Below are 16719 nucleotides of genomic sequence, written 5' to 3'. Positions count from 1 at the left end.
CTGACACCGGTGTCACTGTATTAACGCATGACTATGACACCGGTGTCAACCTTATCCCTTAAATTTAGTTTAATTATTTAACATGACCAAATAATGACCGTGAAAAATACATATCCAAGCCACCTCAATATGCAGAACTCGCATCTTGAGGTGGCTTGGGTATGTGTATGGATTAATTTTGAACAACAAATGAAATGAAACACATTACTATTAGATTAAGTGGCATGTTTGCAGACTAACAGTTCTATCAAAAAGCGAATCGATACCGTAGCGTCATATACTACAGAGCAGCAATGAGGGGGGTGTTAACAAAAAATCAATTTAGCCACTTTCAATAAAGTACTTTTGTGAACTAAATAAAAAAGCGCCCGATCAAGCGTCACTCATGCTCGGGCAACTGTGAAAAGTGGTTATTTAACGTGTGCTGTAGATTCTCGGGTGATCAAACGTGCTTCTAGAGTGATCTGGTATGCATTCTCTTGTGGTTCACCAATATGCTCAATTAATTTAGTCACTGCTTGCTTAGTCATTTCTTCCACAGGCTGCGCTATTGTGGTCAATCCTGGCCATATATGCCGCGCAATGGGGGCGTTATCAAACCCTGCAATCGAAATGTCGTCTGGCACTTTTAATTGACGTTGCGTTGCTAATTTGAGTACAGCTGCAGCCATGTAATCATTAGAAGCAAAGACAGCTGTTGGTCTTGGGGTTGAATCTAAAATGCTACGAGCACTGTCAACGCCTGAGTGATAACTAAAGTTACCTTCTTCAACCAAACGTTCATTAAACGTAATATCATGCGTGCTAAGCGCCCTTAAGTATCCTTTAAAACGCTGCTCTGTCGCACTGTGATCTGGGTGACCTTTAATAAACGCGATTGCCTTATGCCCGAGTTTAATTAAATGTTCAGTGATCTCAAACGCACCTTGCTCATCGTTGCTGCGTACAGAAATTGAATCATCATCAAGCACCGCTGATGCTACCCGTGCATACGGGATATTTTTACTTTTAAGAAAATCAACTAACACTTGAAAGTCTGAAAACGGCGGGGTTAACACTAAACCATCAAGTCGCGATGACTGCAGTAACTGCTCTATATTATTTATCAATGCATCACCACGTAAATCACATGGGTGGATCAGTAAATTATAGTTGTTCTCTTTACATGCAGCTAATGCACCGGTTTGTACTCGCGTGATATAACTTTTACTTGGGTTATCGTAAATACAACCAATTATAAAACTGCGATTTTGTGCCAAGCCACGGGCAATTGGATTTGGTGTGTAATCTAGCTCTTTAAACACTTTAAGAACTTTTTCACGGGTTGCATCACTTACATTTGGCTCATTATTTAAAACACGAGATACCGTTTTTTTAGATACACCAGCATAACTTGCAACACTATTTATTGTAACTTTCTTCATCCAGACTTCCCAATAACATCCCTATTTGCGATGTATTATGATTGCCCATTAGTGTGCAAACAGGCTGCGGCACCAATAAGTGGAATATTATCTTGAGTGACTAATGTCACCGGTATTTGACTCACATACTGTGACATGATGCCTTTAGCTGCAAAACGCTCAACAAAACGACTAGCTAATAAACGGGCTTGCATACGAGGCAAAATACCACCACCGATAAACACACCACCAAGCGCGCCAAATGTTAATGCCAAGTCACCTGCTACACTTCCAACCCAATCGCAAAACTGATCCAGTGTTGCCTCGCACACTGCACACTCTCCAGTAGTTGCAAGTTCACTAATTTGAGCTGCGGTTAAGTTTTTGGCATCCACGCCTTTTACAGCCGCCATTGCTTGATATAAATGACTAATACCAGGGCCTGAAAATACTGTCTCTATCGATACATGCGCTAACTGCTTGCGTAACTCAATGATCAATTGAGTATCTAGGTCATTCACTGATGCAAGCGTAATATGCCCAGCTTCACAACTAAGTACTGCACTACCTTGCCCTGAGCGAACTAAACATGCTGCGCCAAAGCCCGTACCAGGTCCCATTACTGCAATATTCGCATCAGTATCTGCTTGCCCTGGTTTAACTGCAATATTTTGTTGAGGATCTAAATAAGGAGCTGCATAAGCAAAAGCGGCAAAGTCGTTGATCACTTCAAGTTGTGTAAATTCAAATGCTGTTTTAACTTGCTCAACACTAAAGTGCCAACCTAAATTAGTTAAGTGTACTTGGCCTGTTTTGATTGGACCTGCGACAGCTAAACAAGCGCGAATTGGTTTAATATGGCTAACTTGAGATAGGTAATGCGTTAATGCATCTTCTAAAGAGCCAAAGTCCGCACTCGCAAAGGTAATATTATACTCAACAACAAATTGTTTTTTTTGTAGGTTAAAAGCTGTTATTAGAGCAAAACGAGCATTAGTGCCACCAATATCGGCCACTAAGATAGGATCGAATTTTGAACTAGGCTTGGAGTCCATCGTGTTTTTCCTTTGTCTAAGCAGTTTATAGACTTAACGATAATCATGCTTATTGTTGTTATTTCAATGGCCTAGCCATTGCTATGAGATATACTTTGAGCTATCACCTCAAAGTGTTTATCCTTGTATTAAAAAATGCTGCCCAATAAATGGGCAGCCAATACGTTTTGACAACAAAATGATAAAACGCCAACATTATGACACCGGTGTCAGGCTTGAATCAATAAAAATTTTAGATAACTGATAAATAGCTTGAAAAAATCAACAAATAAACGAGAATGGCACGAATTATTTGCAGTTTATTTACTTATAGCAATTAGGTTGTGTGTATGAAAGGTAAAGCTACATCGTTTGATATTGCCCATTATGCGGGGGTTTCACAATCGACAGTGTCTCGCGCACTTCGCAATAGTCCATTAGTAAACGAAGAGACTCGTCGCCGAGTTCATGACATTGCAAAACAGCTCAATTACAAAGTAGATAAAAACGCCAGCAACTTACGCACTCAGCAAAGTAGTACCCTCGCATTATTATTGTTTGAAGACCCAACTGCCGATGGATCTCAAATCAATCCGTTCTTTTTAGCCATGCTAGGCAGTATTACCCGCGCATGCGCAACTGAAGGTTACGACTTACTTGTGTCGTTTCAATCCACCAGCGCTGATTGGCAGGCAGACTATGAAGATAGCCATCGTGCTGATGGCATCATATTATTAGGGTATGGAGATTACATTGACTACCAAGCAAAATTTAGTAGCTTAATTGAGCAAAATACTAAATTCGTGTGTTGGGGAGCAAGTGTTGATAACCGTTCCGATCTGACTGTGAGCTGTGATAACTATGGTGGAGGAGAACTTGCAGCCACCCATTTACTCAAAGCAAGCCGAAAGGACTGTGCATTTATCGGTGATGCATCAGAGCATAGCCCTGAATTCTTTGCTCGCTATCAAGGATTTAAAGATGAATTTAATCGCCATGGTATATCACTAAGCGAGCGTAAAATGGCAAACGCCATATCAACCGAAGAGTCAGGTTATCACGCCACACGCTCACTAATCGCTAACAACATCCACTTTAATTCTCTGTTTGCCGCTAGTGACTTAATCGCCATAGGTGCGATTAGAGCGTTAAAGGAAGCTGGTATAAAGGTACCTGAAGATGTTCATGTTGTCGGTTTTGATAATATAGCGGTTGCAAGTTATGTAAACCCACCACTAACAACGGTACAACAAGATACAACGCTTGCGGGGCAAATGTTAGTTGGTAATTTATTAAAGTTAATTCGTGGCGAAGTGGTTGAAAACACCCTACTCCCACCGTCATTGATTATACGCGGCTCAAGCTTTTAAGTATTAAACGAATCCGCAGAGCACTCTAAATTGTACAATACAGCATATAGATACGTTCGCGGGTTCTAAATCTTCGAGTAGCTATTTGTGTTACTTGGGGTGTAACTGACCCCACCCTTTGCCAACAATGAAATTACCACCGAGTGTTTTACTTACAGTTATAAACCCACTTTATAATAAGGTGCGATCTAAACAGTTAGTGTCACCCTCGAACTCCTGCGATAAATTATCTTGGTAAACTGTAAATGATTACTGGATTCAACTAGATCACTAAAACCAACGAGCAATTTGAAAAAGTAGATACACCCTATTCGAATTTGACATTTCGCCCTAGAAAAGGGTTGCTCTTTAAATCGGACGTTATAACACAAACTACCAAAAATCACGGCTGAGGCCTGTTCTTACGTCATAAATTTATCGCTGAGTTAATATTCAAACTCGCTTGCAACTTTTCTCTTTAATTTTTCAGTTTTAATCTCGAACTAAAAACAAAAAAACCGCGGTTCATTACAAACAGCGGCTTTTTTGAAAAGCTTAAAACTTACAGGTCTAATGCTTATTTAATAACTTCAAGACCATTCATATATGGACGAAGTACTTCTGGCACGACTACTGAACCATCAGCTTGTTGATAGTTTTCTAAAATAGCAACTAGGGTACGTCCTACTGCTAGGCCTGAGCCATTGAGTGTATGCAGTAATTCTGGTTTTTTCTCTCCAGCACGGCGAAAACGTGCTTGCATACGGCGAGCTTGGAAATCAACCATGTTTGAACAAGATGAAATTTCGCGGTATGTATTTTGTGCTGGTAACCATACCTCTAAATCGTACGTCTTTGCTGAGCCAAAGCCCATATCACCCATACATAAAATCACTTTTCGGTACGGCAGCTCTAACGCTTGTAAAATTTGCTCTGCGTGACCTGTTAGATCTTCAAGGGCTTGCATTGAGTCTTCAGGCTTTACAAGTTGTACTAGCTCAACTTTATCAAACTGATGTTGACGAATAAGTCCACGGGTATCGCGGCCATAGCTGCCCGCTTCACTTCTAAAACACGGTGTGTGTGCTGTTAAACGAATTGGTAAATCTTTCTCGTCGTAGATTTCGTCACGTGCACTGTTTGTAAGTGGTACTTCAGCTGTTGGTATTAAACTAAAGCCTTCTTGTTCTTCGCCGTCATCGTTTACAAGACCTTTAGTGTGGAATAGATCTTCAGCAAACTTTGGTAGCTGCCCTGTACCAAATAAACTCTCACGGTTTACTAAATATGGCACGTACATTTCTGTGTAACCATTTTTGTCAGTATGCGTGTCCAACATAAATTGTACCAGTGCACGGTGCATACGGGCTGTTGCGCCACGCATAACAGTAAAGCGAGAACCGGTAATTTTAACACCCATTTCAAAATCTAGACCGTTTAGGTCTTGACCTAAGTCAACGTGATCTTTTACTTCAAAATCATACGCTTTAGGCTGGCCCCACGTTAAGATTTCAACGTTATCTGATTCATCAGCCCCTGCTGGTACTGACTCATCTGGCAAGTTAGGAATTGCTAAAGAAATATCTTTAAGCTGCTCTAATATAACATCTTGCTCAGCTTTAACGCTGTCAAGTTGCGCGCCTAAATCGCTTACTGCATCGAGTAATGGTTGTGCGTCTTCGCCTTTTGCTTTTGCTTGGCCAATTGCTTTGGAACGACTGTTACGCTCACTTTGCAACTCTTGTGTTTTTACTTGTAATGTTTTGCGTTTTTCTTCAAGTGCGCTGACAGTTGCTGTATCAAGCTCATAACCACGTGCTGCAAGGCGCGCCGCTGTTTGTTCGATATCTTGACGTAATAATTTAGAATCTAACATGTTAGTTTTTTAACCTTTTTGCATTACTAGCTGAAGGCCCAGCCAAGCCATAAAAATACACACCACCACATTTAAGGTGATATTGAGGGCCATTTTTAAAAAGTGACCTTGTTGCAGTAGCAACAACGAATCCATTGAGAATGTAGAAAAGGTGGTCAATGCACCTAAAAAACCAATTCCGATTAGGGTTTTGGCGGGGCTAACGGTGATAATTTCGCGCTCTATCAAACCGTATAATACGCCCATTAACAATGAACCAAGAATATTAACCGTCAACGTGCCAAAAGGGAATCCCCTACCGAGCAGTTTTAGCATGGTTTCACTAATAAAAAACCGTAAACAAGCACCACTTGCGCCACCAAGCGCGATCATCATGTATAACTTAAGGCTTGTCATAACGTTTTAAATCGCTTTGTTGGTCACGTTGTTTTAAGTAATCAAGTTTTTGTTTAATTTTTTGCTCTAATCCACGATCGGTTGGAAAGTAATATTGGGTGTCGGCTATTGGCTCTGGTAAGTACTTTTCACCCGCTGCATAAGCACCTTCTTCATTATGTGCATAACGATACTCTGCGCCATAACCTAAGTCTTTCATTAAATTTGTGGGGGCATTACGTAAATGCTCTGGAACAGGGTAACTAGGCTCATTTTGCGCATCCCGCTTTGCTTGCTTAAAAGCGTCGTACACTGCGTTGCTTTTAGGCGCACTGGCTAAATAAATGGTTGCTTGTGCGATAGCGCGCTCCCCCTCACTGGGACCCACTCGTTGAAATATATCCCATGCATTGAGCGCAACTTCCATAGCTCTTGGGTCAGCATTGCCTATGTCTTCGGTAGCAATAGCCAGTAAACGCCTTGCAACATACAGCGGATCACCGCCTCCAGCCAAAATGCGGCAATACCAATACAGTGCGCCATCTGGCGAGCTGCCACGCACTGACTTATGAAACGCCGAGATCAAATCGTAAAATTCATCACCGCCTTTGTCATATTTTGCCAAATGCGTTGGTAATACTTGGCTTAATACATGTTCATCAACTAAGTATTGGCCATTTTGTTCGACTGTTAAATCGATTGCTTGTTCAAGTAAATTAAGTACTTTACGGGCATCGCCGTCACTTGCTTGGCATAATGCGCTCTTAGCATTATCAGCAAGAATAATGGTTTTAGTGCTTAACTCGTCGTCGTTTTTTAATGCCCGCTCAATTACTAAATTCAAATCTGCGTCTTGCAGAGATTTAAGTACATACACACGCGCTCGCGATAAAATCGCGTTATTTAGTGCAAACGATGGGTTTTCGGTGGTTGCACCTACAAAAATAAATGTGCCGTCTTCTATATGCGGTAAAAAGGCATCTTGTTGAGATTTATTAAAGCGGTGCACTTCGTCTACAAACAATAAAGTGCGTTGCCCGCGCCCTTCAAGGTTATTTTTAGCTTCGCTCACAGCATCACGAATATCTTTAATACCCGCAGTCACCGCCGACATTTGGATCAGTGCGGCATCAGCATGATTGGCAATAATTTGTGCCAGTGTGGTTTTACCCACCCCAGGCGGACCCCATAAAATTAAGCTGTGACAACGCCCCGCCAATATTGCTTGGTATAAAGGTTTATCGTGGCTTAATAAGTGTTGCTGACCAATATATTGTTCTAAACTAGTCGGGCGCATACGCGCCGCGAGTGGGCGCACATCGGGGGCGAAATTAAAACCTAAATTGCTCACCTGTGACTACTCGCCTTGGCTTTGGTCGTCAATTTCAACGCCATCTGGAATTGTGAACTCAAATAATGATGTTGTTAGGCTCTCATTTACTTTGGCATCGCTAAACGTAAATGTTGATGATTGCCCTGAGCTATCTTTGACTAATAACGACGCTAAGCCACTCTCGTTCCCTGAAAATACAATATCAAGTTGCTCAACTTGGCTTTCAACGCCTTTGTTGGGCGTAACGCTAAACCCTTTATCAGTGCTTGCTACATGGTATTTTTGCCATTGCGCAGGATCTTTAGAAGTCAGCAAAACAAACGGCGTTGAATCAATCAAGCTATGTGTTTTCATTATCGTGACTTGCTCAGCAAAGCTGTCAAAGTAATAGGTTTTATCACCGTTTGAAACGAACAAGGTGTCATCCGGGCTTGCTTGCTGCCAGCGGATCATCATTGGCTGTTGTAAGGCAATATTACCTTTACCTTGCATAATTGACTCGCCTTGCGCATCGTTTACTTGCTGAATAAATTGCGCTTGAAAACTCTTTAAGCCAGCAAGTTTTGCCTGTAATGCTTGGCTGTCACTTGTAAACGTCTCGCCTGCTAGGCTTTGGGCTGTAAAGAATGACGCTGATAAAAAACAGCTTACAGCTAATGCTAAAGATTTAATTTTTTTCATTTAATTTGCTCCACCGTTGGGCACTAATACATCACGGGCACCGTTATGACCTGGTGCACTCACAATACCCGAAGTTTCCATTTGCTCTACTAAACGTGCTGCGCGATTATACCCTACGCGTAGTTTGCGTTGTACACTTGAGACAGACACTTTACCTGTTTCAATAACAAATGAGACTGCTTCATCATAAAGCGGATCTGATTCTTCATCCGCATTTTCACTGGCTTCACCTGGAAGTAAAATATCTTCTGTGGCATCACCATTTAAAATTTCATCTATATAGTTTGGTTTAGCACGCGCTTTCCAATCATTTACCACGGCATGAACTTCGTGATCATCAACAAATGCACCATGCACACGTATCGGTACACTTGTCCCTGGTGGTAAATAAAGCATGTCACCCATACCAAGTAAGTTTTCAGCGCCTTGTTGATCTAAAATGGTGCGCGAGTCTATTTTACTTGAAACCTGAAACGCCATACGAGTTGGTATATTGGCTTTAATCAAACCTGTTATAACATCTACCGATGGCCGCTGCGTTGCAAGTATCAAATGTATACCTGCAGCACGGGCCTTTTGTGCAATACGCGCGATCAGCTCTTCAACTTTTTTACCAACAATCATCATCATGTCGGCAAATTCATCAATAACCACGACTATACTTGGTAATTTACCTAACTCGTCAGGCCCCTCTTTCATGCCATCGGTGTCTTTAAATAATGGATCTAAAATTGGATGACCTGCTTCTTTGGCATCCATTACTTTTTGGTTATACCCTTTTAAGTTACGAACACCTAACGCTGACATTAACTTATAGCGACGCTCCATTTCACCTACACACCAACGCAGTGCATTGGCAGCTTCTTTCATATCAGTGACTACTTCACATAGTAAGTGTGGGATACCTTCGTACACAGAAAGTTCCAACATTTTTGGATCGATCATAATCATACGCACATCATCGGGGCCAGATTTATACAGTAAGCTTAATATCATGACATTAACGCCCACTGACTTACCAGAACCTGTTGTACCTGCCACTAATAAATGTGGCATTTTTCCTAGGTCTGCACAGATCGGCTCACCGGCAATATCTTTACCTAGCACCATGGTAAGGGGTGACGGGTTTTGCTCAAATTTTGGCGCGTCGATCACTTCTGATAGACGAACTATTTCACGGTGTTTGTTTGGTAATTCAATCCCTACATATGTTTTACCGGGGATCACTTCAACTACTCGGACACTCACAGCAGAAAGCGAACGGGCTAAATCTTTTGCAAGACCTGTAATTTTTGATACTTTAATGCCTGGTGCTAAATCCAGCTCAAAACGCGTTACAACAGGTCCAGGGTACACTGCGACAACCGTCGCTTGTACGTTAAAATCAAGTAACTTGGTTTCAACTAAACGCGATACAGCTTCAAGCTCCTCCGGTGATATCGGGTTTTTAGCTTTATCTGGGCGGTCTAATAAATCAAGCGTTGGTAGCGGTGTGCTTGGTGGTTTTTCTTCTAATAACTGCTCAAATTTTTCTTTTGCTGTCGGTGGCGGCTGATACGTACTTTTTGGCTTAGGCATTGGCCTTGCTGGAGACACCACCGTGGTAACTGGTTTTTCAGGTTCAGCAACGTAGCTTTGATCCAGTGCATTTAATGCAGCAGCCGTGTCCATCGGCTCATCGTCAATGGCACTAAAGTTGATTTCTTGGTCTAAAATATCGTCTAAATCATCAAACGGGCTATGCTGTGGTGTGGTCTCAATTTGATCAGCTGTAAAACGCTTTGCTTTTGTCGCACTCGTTGGCGCAGGCTCTGTAAACGTGATTTTATCTTGGTCGTTAAGATCGCCTTCAATTGAAGGTTCATTAATCGGTTTTTCTTCAATCGCTACGCGTTCACGGTGTAACCAGCCTTTAAGCTGCGAAGTAATCACACGGTATATACGGACAACCCAATCACCTAAGAAATCAACAAACTGCACCCACGATACACCAGTTAATAATGTTAACCCTGCAAAAAAGAAGCACAGTAGTAAGATAGACGTGCCAGTGAAATTAAATGCGGGCATCATCGCAGTTGCAATCACATCGCCTATTACACCGCCTGACGAAAAGTTATAAATATCATCAAAATTGATACTACTAATTGCGGTCGCTGAGGTTATAAATAGCGCAAAACCAATTACACGCAAAGCAAGTGTTGTATAGTCTAGCTGAAAAATTTTATGCGGTTGCTTAAATAGTAAATAGCCAAATACTTGAATGGCCGCAGGCACAAAGTAGGCTAGCCAGCCAAAGGTGAGTAATAAAATATCTGCAATCCATGCACCAGCTGCGCCAGTGACATTTCTGACTTCGCTAAAGCTGGTTTGTGACCACGCAGGATCGGCAGGATCAAAGCTTATCAGCGCACACAAAATAAATACTGCGGCAAAGGTGCTGATTATTAACCCTGTTTCTAATAGTCTTTGTACACCGTTTAGGCGCATAATTCCCTAATCCTTATTATCTTTGCATTTTTACTTAGCAGTGAAATACCTTAGCAGGAAATGCTTTTCGTTGCACTTTATCTTAACTATGATGGACTGATAATGAACGTGTTTTTATAAATTATGAATACCTTGGGCAAACCCGTTATTTGCCATTTATTATATCATCTATAAACCCGTACAAAACTTAGGCTATATATGGGCGAATAATCACCCCTTGCTCGCCTTTTACTTCTTCCATCACCACATAAGTGCGACTTTCACTAACGTTAGGAAGCTTTAGCAAAATATCACCTAAAACACCACGGTACTCAGACATATCGTTAACACGAGTTTTGAGTAAAAAGTCAAAATTACCAGATACCAAATGACATTCGATTATTTCGTCATGTTTTTTTACCGCAGCACTAAACTCATCAAATACATCTGGCGATGTCTTTGTGATCGTCACTTCAACGTATACAGATAAGCCTTGACCTAGCTTAGCTGGGTCAACTACCGCTTTATAACCTACAATATAACCTTCGCGTTCGAGCTTTTTTACTCTTTCCAGACAAGGGGTAGCACTTAAACCAACACGCTTAGCTAATTCCACGTTGGAGATACGGCCATCGTGCTGTAATTCCATTAAAATCTTACGATCTATTCGATCTAATAATTGATGCATATTACCAACTAGTTTTTTATTCTGTTTATTATTAATATTTAGATTATATCACTAGCCTCACACTAAAAAAAGGTGAGACACACTGGCTTGTCATGAATATAATAGTGGAAAATTTCATTCCGTTCAAACAAGGCAATATTATGATTATCGGTGTACCTAAAGAAATAAAAAACCATGAATACCGTGTAGGTATGGTCCCTGCTAGTGTTCGTGAGTTAGTAAACCACGGCCACCAAGTTTTTGTTGAAACTAATGCTGGTATGGGCATTGGCTTCACTAACGAAGATTACACGCTAGCTGGTGCAGAAATTCTAGCAACAGCAGCTGAAGTTTTCGCAACAGCAGAGATGATTATAAAAGTAAAAGAGCCACAAGCTGTTGAACGTGCGATGCTACGTGAAGACCAAATTCTTTTCACTTATCTGCACCTTGCACCTGATCTTCCACAAACAGAAGACCTAGTAAAGAGTAAAGCAATTTGTATTGCATACGAAACGGTTACTGATTCACGTGGTGGCCTACCTCTTCTTGCGCCTATGAGCGAAGTTGCTGGTCGTATGTCAATTCAAGCAGGCGCACAAGCCCTTGAAAAATCAAACCACGGCCGCGGCATGCTACTTGGTGGTGTACCGGGCGTTGAGCCAGCTAAAGTTGTTGTTATTGGCGGCGGTATGGTTGGTCGTAGCGCAGCGCAAATGGCAGTAGGCCTAGGTGCTGAAGTTGTCGTACTTGATCGTAACATCGATGTACTTCGTGCTCTTGATGCACAGTTTGGTAATAAAGTTAAAGCTATTTACTCAACGGCTGATGCACTTGAAAAACACGTACTTGAGGCTGATCTTGTTATTGGTGGTGTACTTATCCCAGGTGCTGCTGCGCCTAAACTAGTTACTGCTGAGCACATTAAAGCGATGAAGCCTGGTTCTGCTATTGTAGACGTTGCAATCGACCAAGGTGGTTGTATCGCAACATCTAAAGCAACTACGCATGCTGATCCTACATTCATCGTTGATGACGTTGTTCACTACTGTGTTGCTAATATGCCTGGTGCTGTTCCGCGCACATCTACATTTGCACTTAACAATGCAACATTGCCTTTCATCATTAACCTTGCAAATAAAGGTTACAAAAAGGCATTATTAGATGACGCTAACTTCCTTAAAGGTCTTAACGTGATCAAAGGTCAAGTTACTTACAAAGAAGTAGCTGAAGCATTCAACATGGAATACGTTGATCCACGTACAGCTGTTGAAAACGCATAATTAACGCACGTTAATTAGTAAAAAAGCAGCGAATTCGCTGCTTTTTTTATGTCTAAATTTTGCTTTAATTCGCTTTATATAAATCGCTTGATAATAAAATCAACCTTTACACGCTTTGCTTGGCCAAGTATTTTTTTAACTGCTGGCGGGTAGTCGTCCATAGTCTCTAAATCTTCAGCACCGGATAAACGGCGGCAGTGTTTTAATATTTCAGCTCTTTCATTATCAATTGCTGGCATTAAACTTTGCTCTGGATCATCTAATAAAATACCGTTTTCAATGTCTAAACCCCATGCACGCGGGTTTAAATTGTGACCACTGAGTAAATGGTACTTTTGATCAGAGCAAATGCCTTTTAAATGAAACGAGTTGCTTTCGTGTTGCCACAAGTAAACATTTAAATTTCCATTCGTTATATGGCGTTGTTGCGACTTTAAAAATTTATGCAAAATCGTTTCATACAAATACGGTAAAGCACCTATTTTACTAAATGCCTCACTTGGGGGCGTATAAAAATCATTGGCGGTTTTGTCACCCACCACAATTGTTATTTGCTTACCTTGTTTAAGTAAACGCCTTAACGAGCGCATTAACGGTGCTGGAAAGTTAAAATAAGGCGTGTAAAGAACAAGCTCTTTTTCAGTCGTATCAAATAACGACTTTATCGCGCGATTTAATTCGTTATTTCGTCGGCCTAACCCTAAAAATAAGCGTACACCTAATGGTTGTTCGTTATTTTCAGGTCCATGTGCATATGTTGCTTGTTTAAGTGCCCGCATTAATTGCTTTTGCACTACTTTAATGTCGTTAAACTTAGTTAATGGACGCACATCAATACGCGGTACAGCCTCAGAACTTAATAATTCTTGCTCTATAAAATCGACCACAGCATTACATAACGCAAATTGATTAATCAAAAAGTAACGATCAAGCCGATAACGTTCTTCAAATTGTAAATAAACGTTATTTAGACTTGCGCCGCTATATAACAACGTATCATCAATCACAAAACCCTTTAAATGCAGTACCCCAAATAGCTCTTTAGCTTTGACTGGTACGCCATAAATTTGTACTTTTGATTGATATTTTTCTTGGTATTCACAATATAAACTTGCGTTACCATCCGATTTAGCCGCGCCAATCAAACCACGTTGAGCACGATGAAAATCCACCAGCACCTTTATTTCTAATACTGGGTTTGCTAATGAAGCGTGGTGCAATGCTTCTAAAATTTCTCGCCCAGCTTCATCATCCTGTAAATAAAGCGCGGTAATATAGATCCGTGTTTTCGCGTTTGCGATCAGATCCAGAAGATTCGAACGATATTCTTGTGCATTGGTTAAGACGTTAACGTCTTTTGAAGTCAACCCAAACGCGGGTTTTTCCTGCCAAAATAACATAGATGCCTATTCACTTAGGTCACGCCAAAACAGCGCAACAAATCAAAATTAGTTAAAACATATCAAAAAAATACAGCGTGGTCATGAATTAACGATGCTTGTTAGGGTAATAATAGATTAATAGTGTACATATCGTACAGAACAGCTATTTTTCACAATCTTAGTACACAATATTTGACAGCTTTGCGATTTATAAAAAAAAATAATCATCGCTTTTATTTACTTCCCCCTTGTTTCTCTTAAAATCGAGCGCATTAATACGCTATTAAACGTTTAGGATAAAAAACATGAGTGAAGCAAAACATTGTAAGTTACTAATTTTAGGATCTGGCCCTGCAGGTTACACCGCAGCCGTTTACGCAGCGCGCGCAAATTTAAACCCTGTATTAATCACAGGCATGCAACAAGGTGGTCAACTTACAACGACAACTGAAGTAGAAAACTGGCCAGGTGATGCTCATGGTTTAACAGGTCCGGCATTAATGGATCGCATGAAAGAACACGCTGAACGTTTTGAAACTGAAATTGTATTTGACCATATTAATAAAGTCGATGTATCTAAGCGCCCGTTTACACTTACTGGTGACCAAGGTACGTACACATGTGACGCGCTAATCATTGCTACAGGCGCATCAGCGAAATACTTAGGCCTAGAGTCTGAAACTAACTTCCAAGGCCGTGGCGTCTCTGCCTGCGCAACATGTGATGGCTTTTTCTATAAAGGTCAAAAAGTTGCGGTTGTAGGCGGTGGTAATACGGCTGTTGAAGAAGCGCTTTACTTGTCAAACATCGCAGACGAAGTTCATGTTATTCATCGCCGTGATAGCTTTCGCAGTGAAAAAATATTAGCTGATCGTCTTGCTGAAAAAGCAGCGAACGGCAACGTGGTATTACATTACAATCGCACACTTGATGAAGTATTAGGCGATCAAATGGGCGTAACTGGCATTCGTATTAAAGATGCGCAATCTGACGCAACTGAAGAACTCGATTTAGCAGGCGTATTTATCGCCATTGGCCATAAACCTAATACTGATATGTTTGTAGGCCAGTTAGAAATGAAGGACGGCTACTTAGTTGTTGAATCAGGTCTTAACGGTAATGCAACGCAAACAAGCGTACCTGGTGTATTTGCTGCAGGTGATGTCTCTGATCACATTTACCGTCAAGCAATTACCTCAGCGGGTACTGGCTGTATGGCTGCATTAGATGCTGAGCGCTTCTTAGATAATCTATAAATATTGGTTTGTATTCTTAAATGCAAGTATTAAGGGCTGATATTTCAGCCCTTTTTTATATTCCCCCTTTGTAATTTTAATCTTGCAGGTTACACTTTTTAATTCGTCTTATTTTTTATTTACTGATGTTATGACTAAACAGCTTTATCAACTCTCCAATAGCCACTTTGAGTTTCCTAACCCAACACATGCACTTGATGATCCCGATGGCTTACTGGCTGTGGGTGGTTGTTTATCTATAGAGCGATTGAAAAATGCATACATACACGGCATTTTCCCATGGTTTAGCGAGTATGAACCTATAATGTGGTGGTCACCAAGTATGCGCGGCATTATTGAGCTGAATGAGTTTCATGTTAGCCGCAGTTTACGGAAACACCTGAAAAAACACCCAGTAAAAGTAACCATTAATACCGCTTTTAATGATGTTATTGAAGCATGTCAACAACAGCGCCAAGATGTTGAAGGAACATGGATCACAAGTGAAATGATCAATGCTTACCAGCAAGCACACCTAGCTGGTGTTGCCCACAGCCTTGAAATATGGATAGATGATGAACTTGTTGGTGGCTTATACGGAATGATGCAAAACGGCGTGTTTTGTGGGGAATCTATGTTTCATCATCAAACTAACTGTTCTAAATTAGCGATGTGGGCTTTAGTGAATTGGCTTAAGCGCCACAACGCACATTTCATTGATTGCCAACTAGAAAACCCTTACTTGCTATCATTGGGGCAAAAAGTCCTACCGCGAAGCGAATTTTTAACTAAACTTAAACAAGCCAGCAGTTTTAAAATACCACCAACGATGTGGCAAGCGCAGGAGCTTATAGCTATTTATGACTGACCATTTACCGGCTCGTTTAGGTTTGAGCCAACAATTTGATTGTAGCTACCTTACTGATAAGCAAGAGCAATTATTAGTGATCCTCGAACCTAGCTGCTACAGCAGTGAAAAATTTGAAGCATTATTAGCACTTGGCTTTCGGCGAAGTGGTGACCAAATTTACCGTCCACACTGCCCTGTTTGCAGTGCGTGTAAGTCAGTAAGAGTATTAGCTCAACAGTTTTCACCGACAAAATCACAAAAACGTAAACTTAATAAGGCAAAAAATCAATTTACAGTGACGTATTCACAACAAGAACGCCTTGAATATTACCCACTTTACAGCAAATATATCACGCAGCGTCATCAAGAGGGTTCAATGTACCCTCCTGAACAATCACAATATCAAAGTTTCTTATTTTGCCAATGGTTACCTATTACGTTTATTGAATTATGGCACCAAGAAAAACTTATCGCTGTGGCCGTAACTGATTGTATGAACAACGCCATTTCAGCTATTTATACTTTTTTTGACCCCGATTTTGAGCATTTTAGTTTAGGCACATTAATGATTTTAGAGCAGATAAAGTTTGCTCAACTACACAATAAAGATTTTGTCTACTTAGGTTACCAAATTGATGAATGCGCTAAAATGCGTTACAAAACTCAATTTTTACCTGCACAAAATAGGGTTGCAGATGAGTGGCTGACTATTTAATTTGCAAAAATAGCTACTGTGGCTTTACTTATTGGAGTATTTTCGGCAGAATCTGCATCGTTTAACTATT

14 protein-coding genes are annotated in these 16719 nt (G+C 40.9%); 5 read left to right on the top strand and 9 right to left on the bottom strand.

Features of this window, described 5'->3' with window-relative positions:
- Positions 1 to 410 precede the first annotated feature (410 nt).
- Positions 411 to 1424, bottom strand: a complete 1014-nt coding sequence (locus A7967_RS03985) for a LacI family DNA-binding transcriptional regulator (RefSeq protein WP_054204670.1) — start codon at positions 1422 to 1424, stop codon at positions 411 to 413.
- A gap of 35 nt (positions 1425 to 1459) precedes the next feature.
- On the bottom strand, positions 1460 to 2458 hold the full coding sequence (gene glk / locus A7967_RS03980; RefSeq protein WP_054204671.1) for a glucokinase: 999 nt from the start codon (positions 2456 to 2458) through the stop codon (positions 1460 to 1462).
- Between the two features lie 329 nt (positions 2459 to 2787).
- Between glk and A7967_RS03975 the strand changes: the two genes are divergently transcribed.
- A complete protein-coding gene (locus A7967_RS03975; RefSeq protein ID WP_054204672.1) occupies positions 2788 to 3807 on the top strand; it encodes a LacI family DNA-binding transcriptional regulator in 1020 nt (339 codons plus the stop codon).
- 556 nt (positions 3808 to 4363) lie between these two features.
- Here A7967_RS03975 and serS read toward each other — a convergent pair.
- From serS to lrp, 6 genes are all read right to left on the bottom strand, one after another.
- Positions 4364 to 5662: a serine--tRNA ligase gene (serS, locus tag A7967_RS03970; protein ID WP_054204673.1), complete on the bottom strand. Its 1299-nt coding sequence runs from the start codon at positions 5660 to 5662 to the stop codon at positions 4364 to 4366.
- Positions 5663 to 5671: 9 nt separating this feature from the next.
- A complete protein-coding gene (crcB, locus tag A7967_RS03965; protein WP_082355595.1) occupies positions 5672 to 6058 on the bottom strand; it encodes a fluoride efflux transporter CrcB in 387 nt (128 codons plus the stop codon).
- Positions 6045 to 7388, bottom strand: a complete 1344-nt coding sequence (locus tag A7967_RS03960; protein WP_054204674.1) for a replication-associated recombination protein A — start codon at positions 7386 to 7388, stop codon at positions 6045 to 6047. Before A7967_RS03960 ends, crcB begins: the two co-directional genes overlap by 14 nt.
- Before the next feature lie 6 nt (positions 7389 to 7394).
- On the bottom strand, positions 7395 to 8051 hold the full coding sequence (lolA, locus tag A7967_RS03955) for an outer membrane lipoprotein periplasmic chaperone LolA (protein WP_054204675.1): 657 nt from the start codon (positions 8049 to 8051) through the stop codon (positions 7395 to 7397).
- On the bottom strand, positions 8052 to 10538 hold the full coding sequence (locus tag A7967_RS03950; RefSeq protein WP_054204676.1) for a DNA translocase FtsK: 2487 nt from the start codon (positions 10536 to 10538) through the stop codon (positions 8052 to 8054). It abuts the gene before it with no gap.
- A 187-nt stretch (positions 10539 to 10725) separates the two neighbouring features.
- Positions 10726 to 11205: a leucine-responsive transcriptional regulator Lrp gene (gene lrp / locus A7967_RS03945; protein WP_054204677.1), complete on the bottom strand. Its 480-nt coding sequence runs from the start codon at positions 11203 to 11205 to the stop codon at positions 10726 to 10728.
- 140 nt (positions 11206 to 11345) lie between these two features.
- Between lrp and ald the strand changes: the two genes are divergently transcribed.
- Positions 11346 to 12467: an alanine dehydrogenase gene (ald, locus tag A7967_RS03940; RefSeq protein WP_054204678.1), complete on the top strand. Its 1122-nt coding sequence runs from the start codon at positions 11346 to 11348 to the stop codon at positions 12465 to 12467.
- 74 nt (positions 12468 to 12541) lie between these two features.
- Here ald and pssA read toward each other — a convergent pair whose 3' ends face one another.
- Positions 12542 to 13867: a CDP-diacylglycerol--serine O-phosphatidyltransferase gene (gene pssA / locus A7967_RS03935; protein WP_054204679.1), complete on the bottom strand. Its 1326-nt coding sequence runs from the start codon at positions 13865 to 13867 to the stop codon at positions 12542 to 12544.
- A gap of 287 nt (positions 13868 to 14154) precedes the next feature.
- Between pssA and trxB the strand changes: the two genes are divergently transcribed.
- The 3 genes from trxB (at position 14155) to A7967_RS03920 (ending at position 16649) form a co-directional block, all read left to right on the top strand.
- Positions 14155 to 15105, top strand: coding sequence for a thioredoxin-disulfide reductase (gene trxB / locus A7967_RS03930; RefSeq protein WP_054204680.1), 951 nt, complete (start codon positions 14155 to 14157; stop codon positions 15103 to 15105).
- A gap of 130 nt (positions 15106 to 15235) precedes the next feature.
- Complete coding sequence (aat, locus tag A7967_RS03925) at positions 15236 to 15952, top strand: leucyl/phenylalanyl-tRNA--protein transferase (RefSeq protein WP_054204681.1); 717 nt, start codon at positions 15236 to 15238, stop codon at positions 15950 to 15952.
- Positions 15945 to 16649 (top strand): arginyltransferase, encoded by a 705-nt coding sequence (locus A7967_RS03920; RefSeq protein ID WP_054204682.1) that lies wholly within the window; start codon positions 15945 to 15947, stop codon positions 16647 to 16649. Before aat ends, A7967_RS03920 begins: the two co-directional genes overlap by 8 nt.
- Positions 16650 to 16719 lie beyond the last annotated feature (70 nt).

This window comes from Pseudoalteromonas neustonica (assembly GCF_001653135.1).
GTDB lineage: Bacteria > Pseudomonadota > Gammaproteobacteria > Enterobacterales > Alteromonadaceae > Pseudoalteromonas > Pseudoalteromonas neustonica.
This window is presented reverse-complemented; position numbering and strand designations above follow the sequence as displayed.

What these genes read in the sequence shown, in the direction of transcription:
- A7967_RS03985 (WP_054204670.1), bottom strand. Translation starts at nt 1,424, where the DNA reads ATGAAGAAAGTTACAATAAATAGTGTTGCAAGTTATGCTGGTGTATCT.
- glk (WP_054204671.1), bottom strand. Translation starts at nt 2,458, where the DNA reads ATGGACTCCAAGCCTAGTTCAAAATTCGATCCTATCTTAGTGGCCGAT.
- A7967_RS03975 (WP_054204672.1), top strand. Translation starts at nt 2,788, where the DNA reads ATGAAAGGTAAAGCTACATCGTTTGATATTGCCCATTATGCGGGGGTT.
- serS (WP_054204673.1), bottom strand. Translation starts at nt 5,662, where the DNA reads ATGTTAGATTCTAAATTATTACGTCAAGATATCGAACAAACAGCGGCG.
- crcB (WP_082355595.1), bottom strand. Translation starts at nt 6,058, where the DNA reads ATGACAAGCCTTAAGTTATACATGATGATCGCGCTTGGTGGCGCAAGT.
- lolA (WP_054204675.1), bottom strand. Translation starts at nt 8,051, where the DNA reads ATGAAAAAAATTAAATCTTTAGCATTAGCTGTAAGCTGTTTTTTATCA.
- A7967_RS03950 (WP_054204676.1), bottom strand. Translation starts at nt 10,538, where the DNA reads ATGCGCCTAAACGGTGTACAAAGACTATTAGAAACAGGGTTAATAATC.
- lrp (WP_054204677.1), bottom strand. Translation starts at nt 11,205, where the DNA reads ATGCATCAATTATTAGATCGAATAGATCGTAAGATTTTAATGGAATTA.
- ald (WP_054204678.1), top strand. Translation starts at nt 11,346, where the DNA reads ATGATTATCGGTGTACCTAAAGAAATAAAAAACCATGAATACCGTGTA.
- pssA (WP_054204679.1), bottom strand. Translation starts at nt 13,867, where the DNA reads ATGTTATTTTGGCAGGAAAAACCCGCGTTTGGGTTGACTTCAAAAGAC.
- trxB (WP_054204680.1), top strand. Translation starts at nt 14,155, where the DNA reads ATGAGTGAAGCAAAACATTGTAAGTTACTAATTTTAGGATCTGGCCCT.
- aat (WP_054204681.1), top strand. Translation starts at nt 15,236, where the DNA reads ATGACTAAACAGCTTTATCAACTCTCCAATAGCCACTTTGAGTTTCCT.
- A7967_RS03920 (WP_054204682.1), top strand. Translation starts at nt 15,945, where the DNA reads ATGACTGACCATTTACCGGCTCGTTTAGGTTTGAGCCAACAATTTGAT.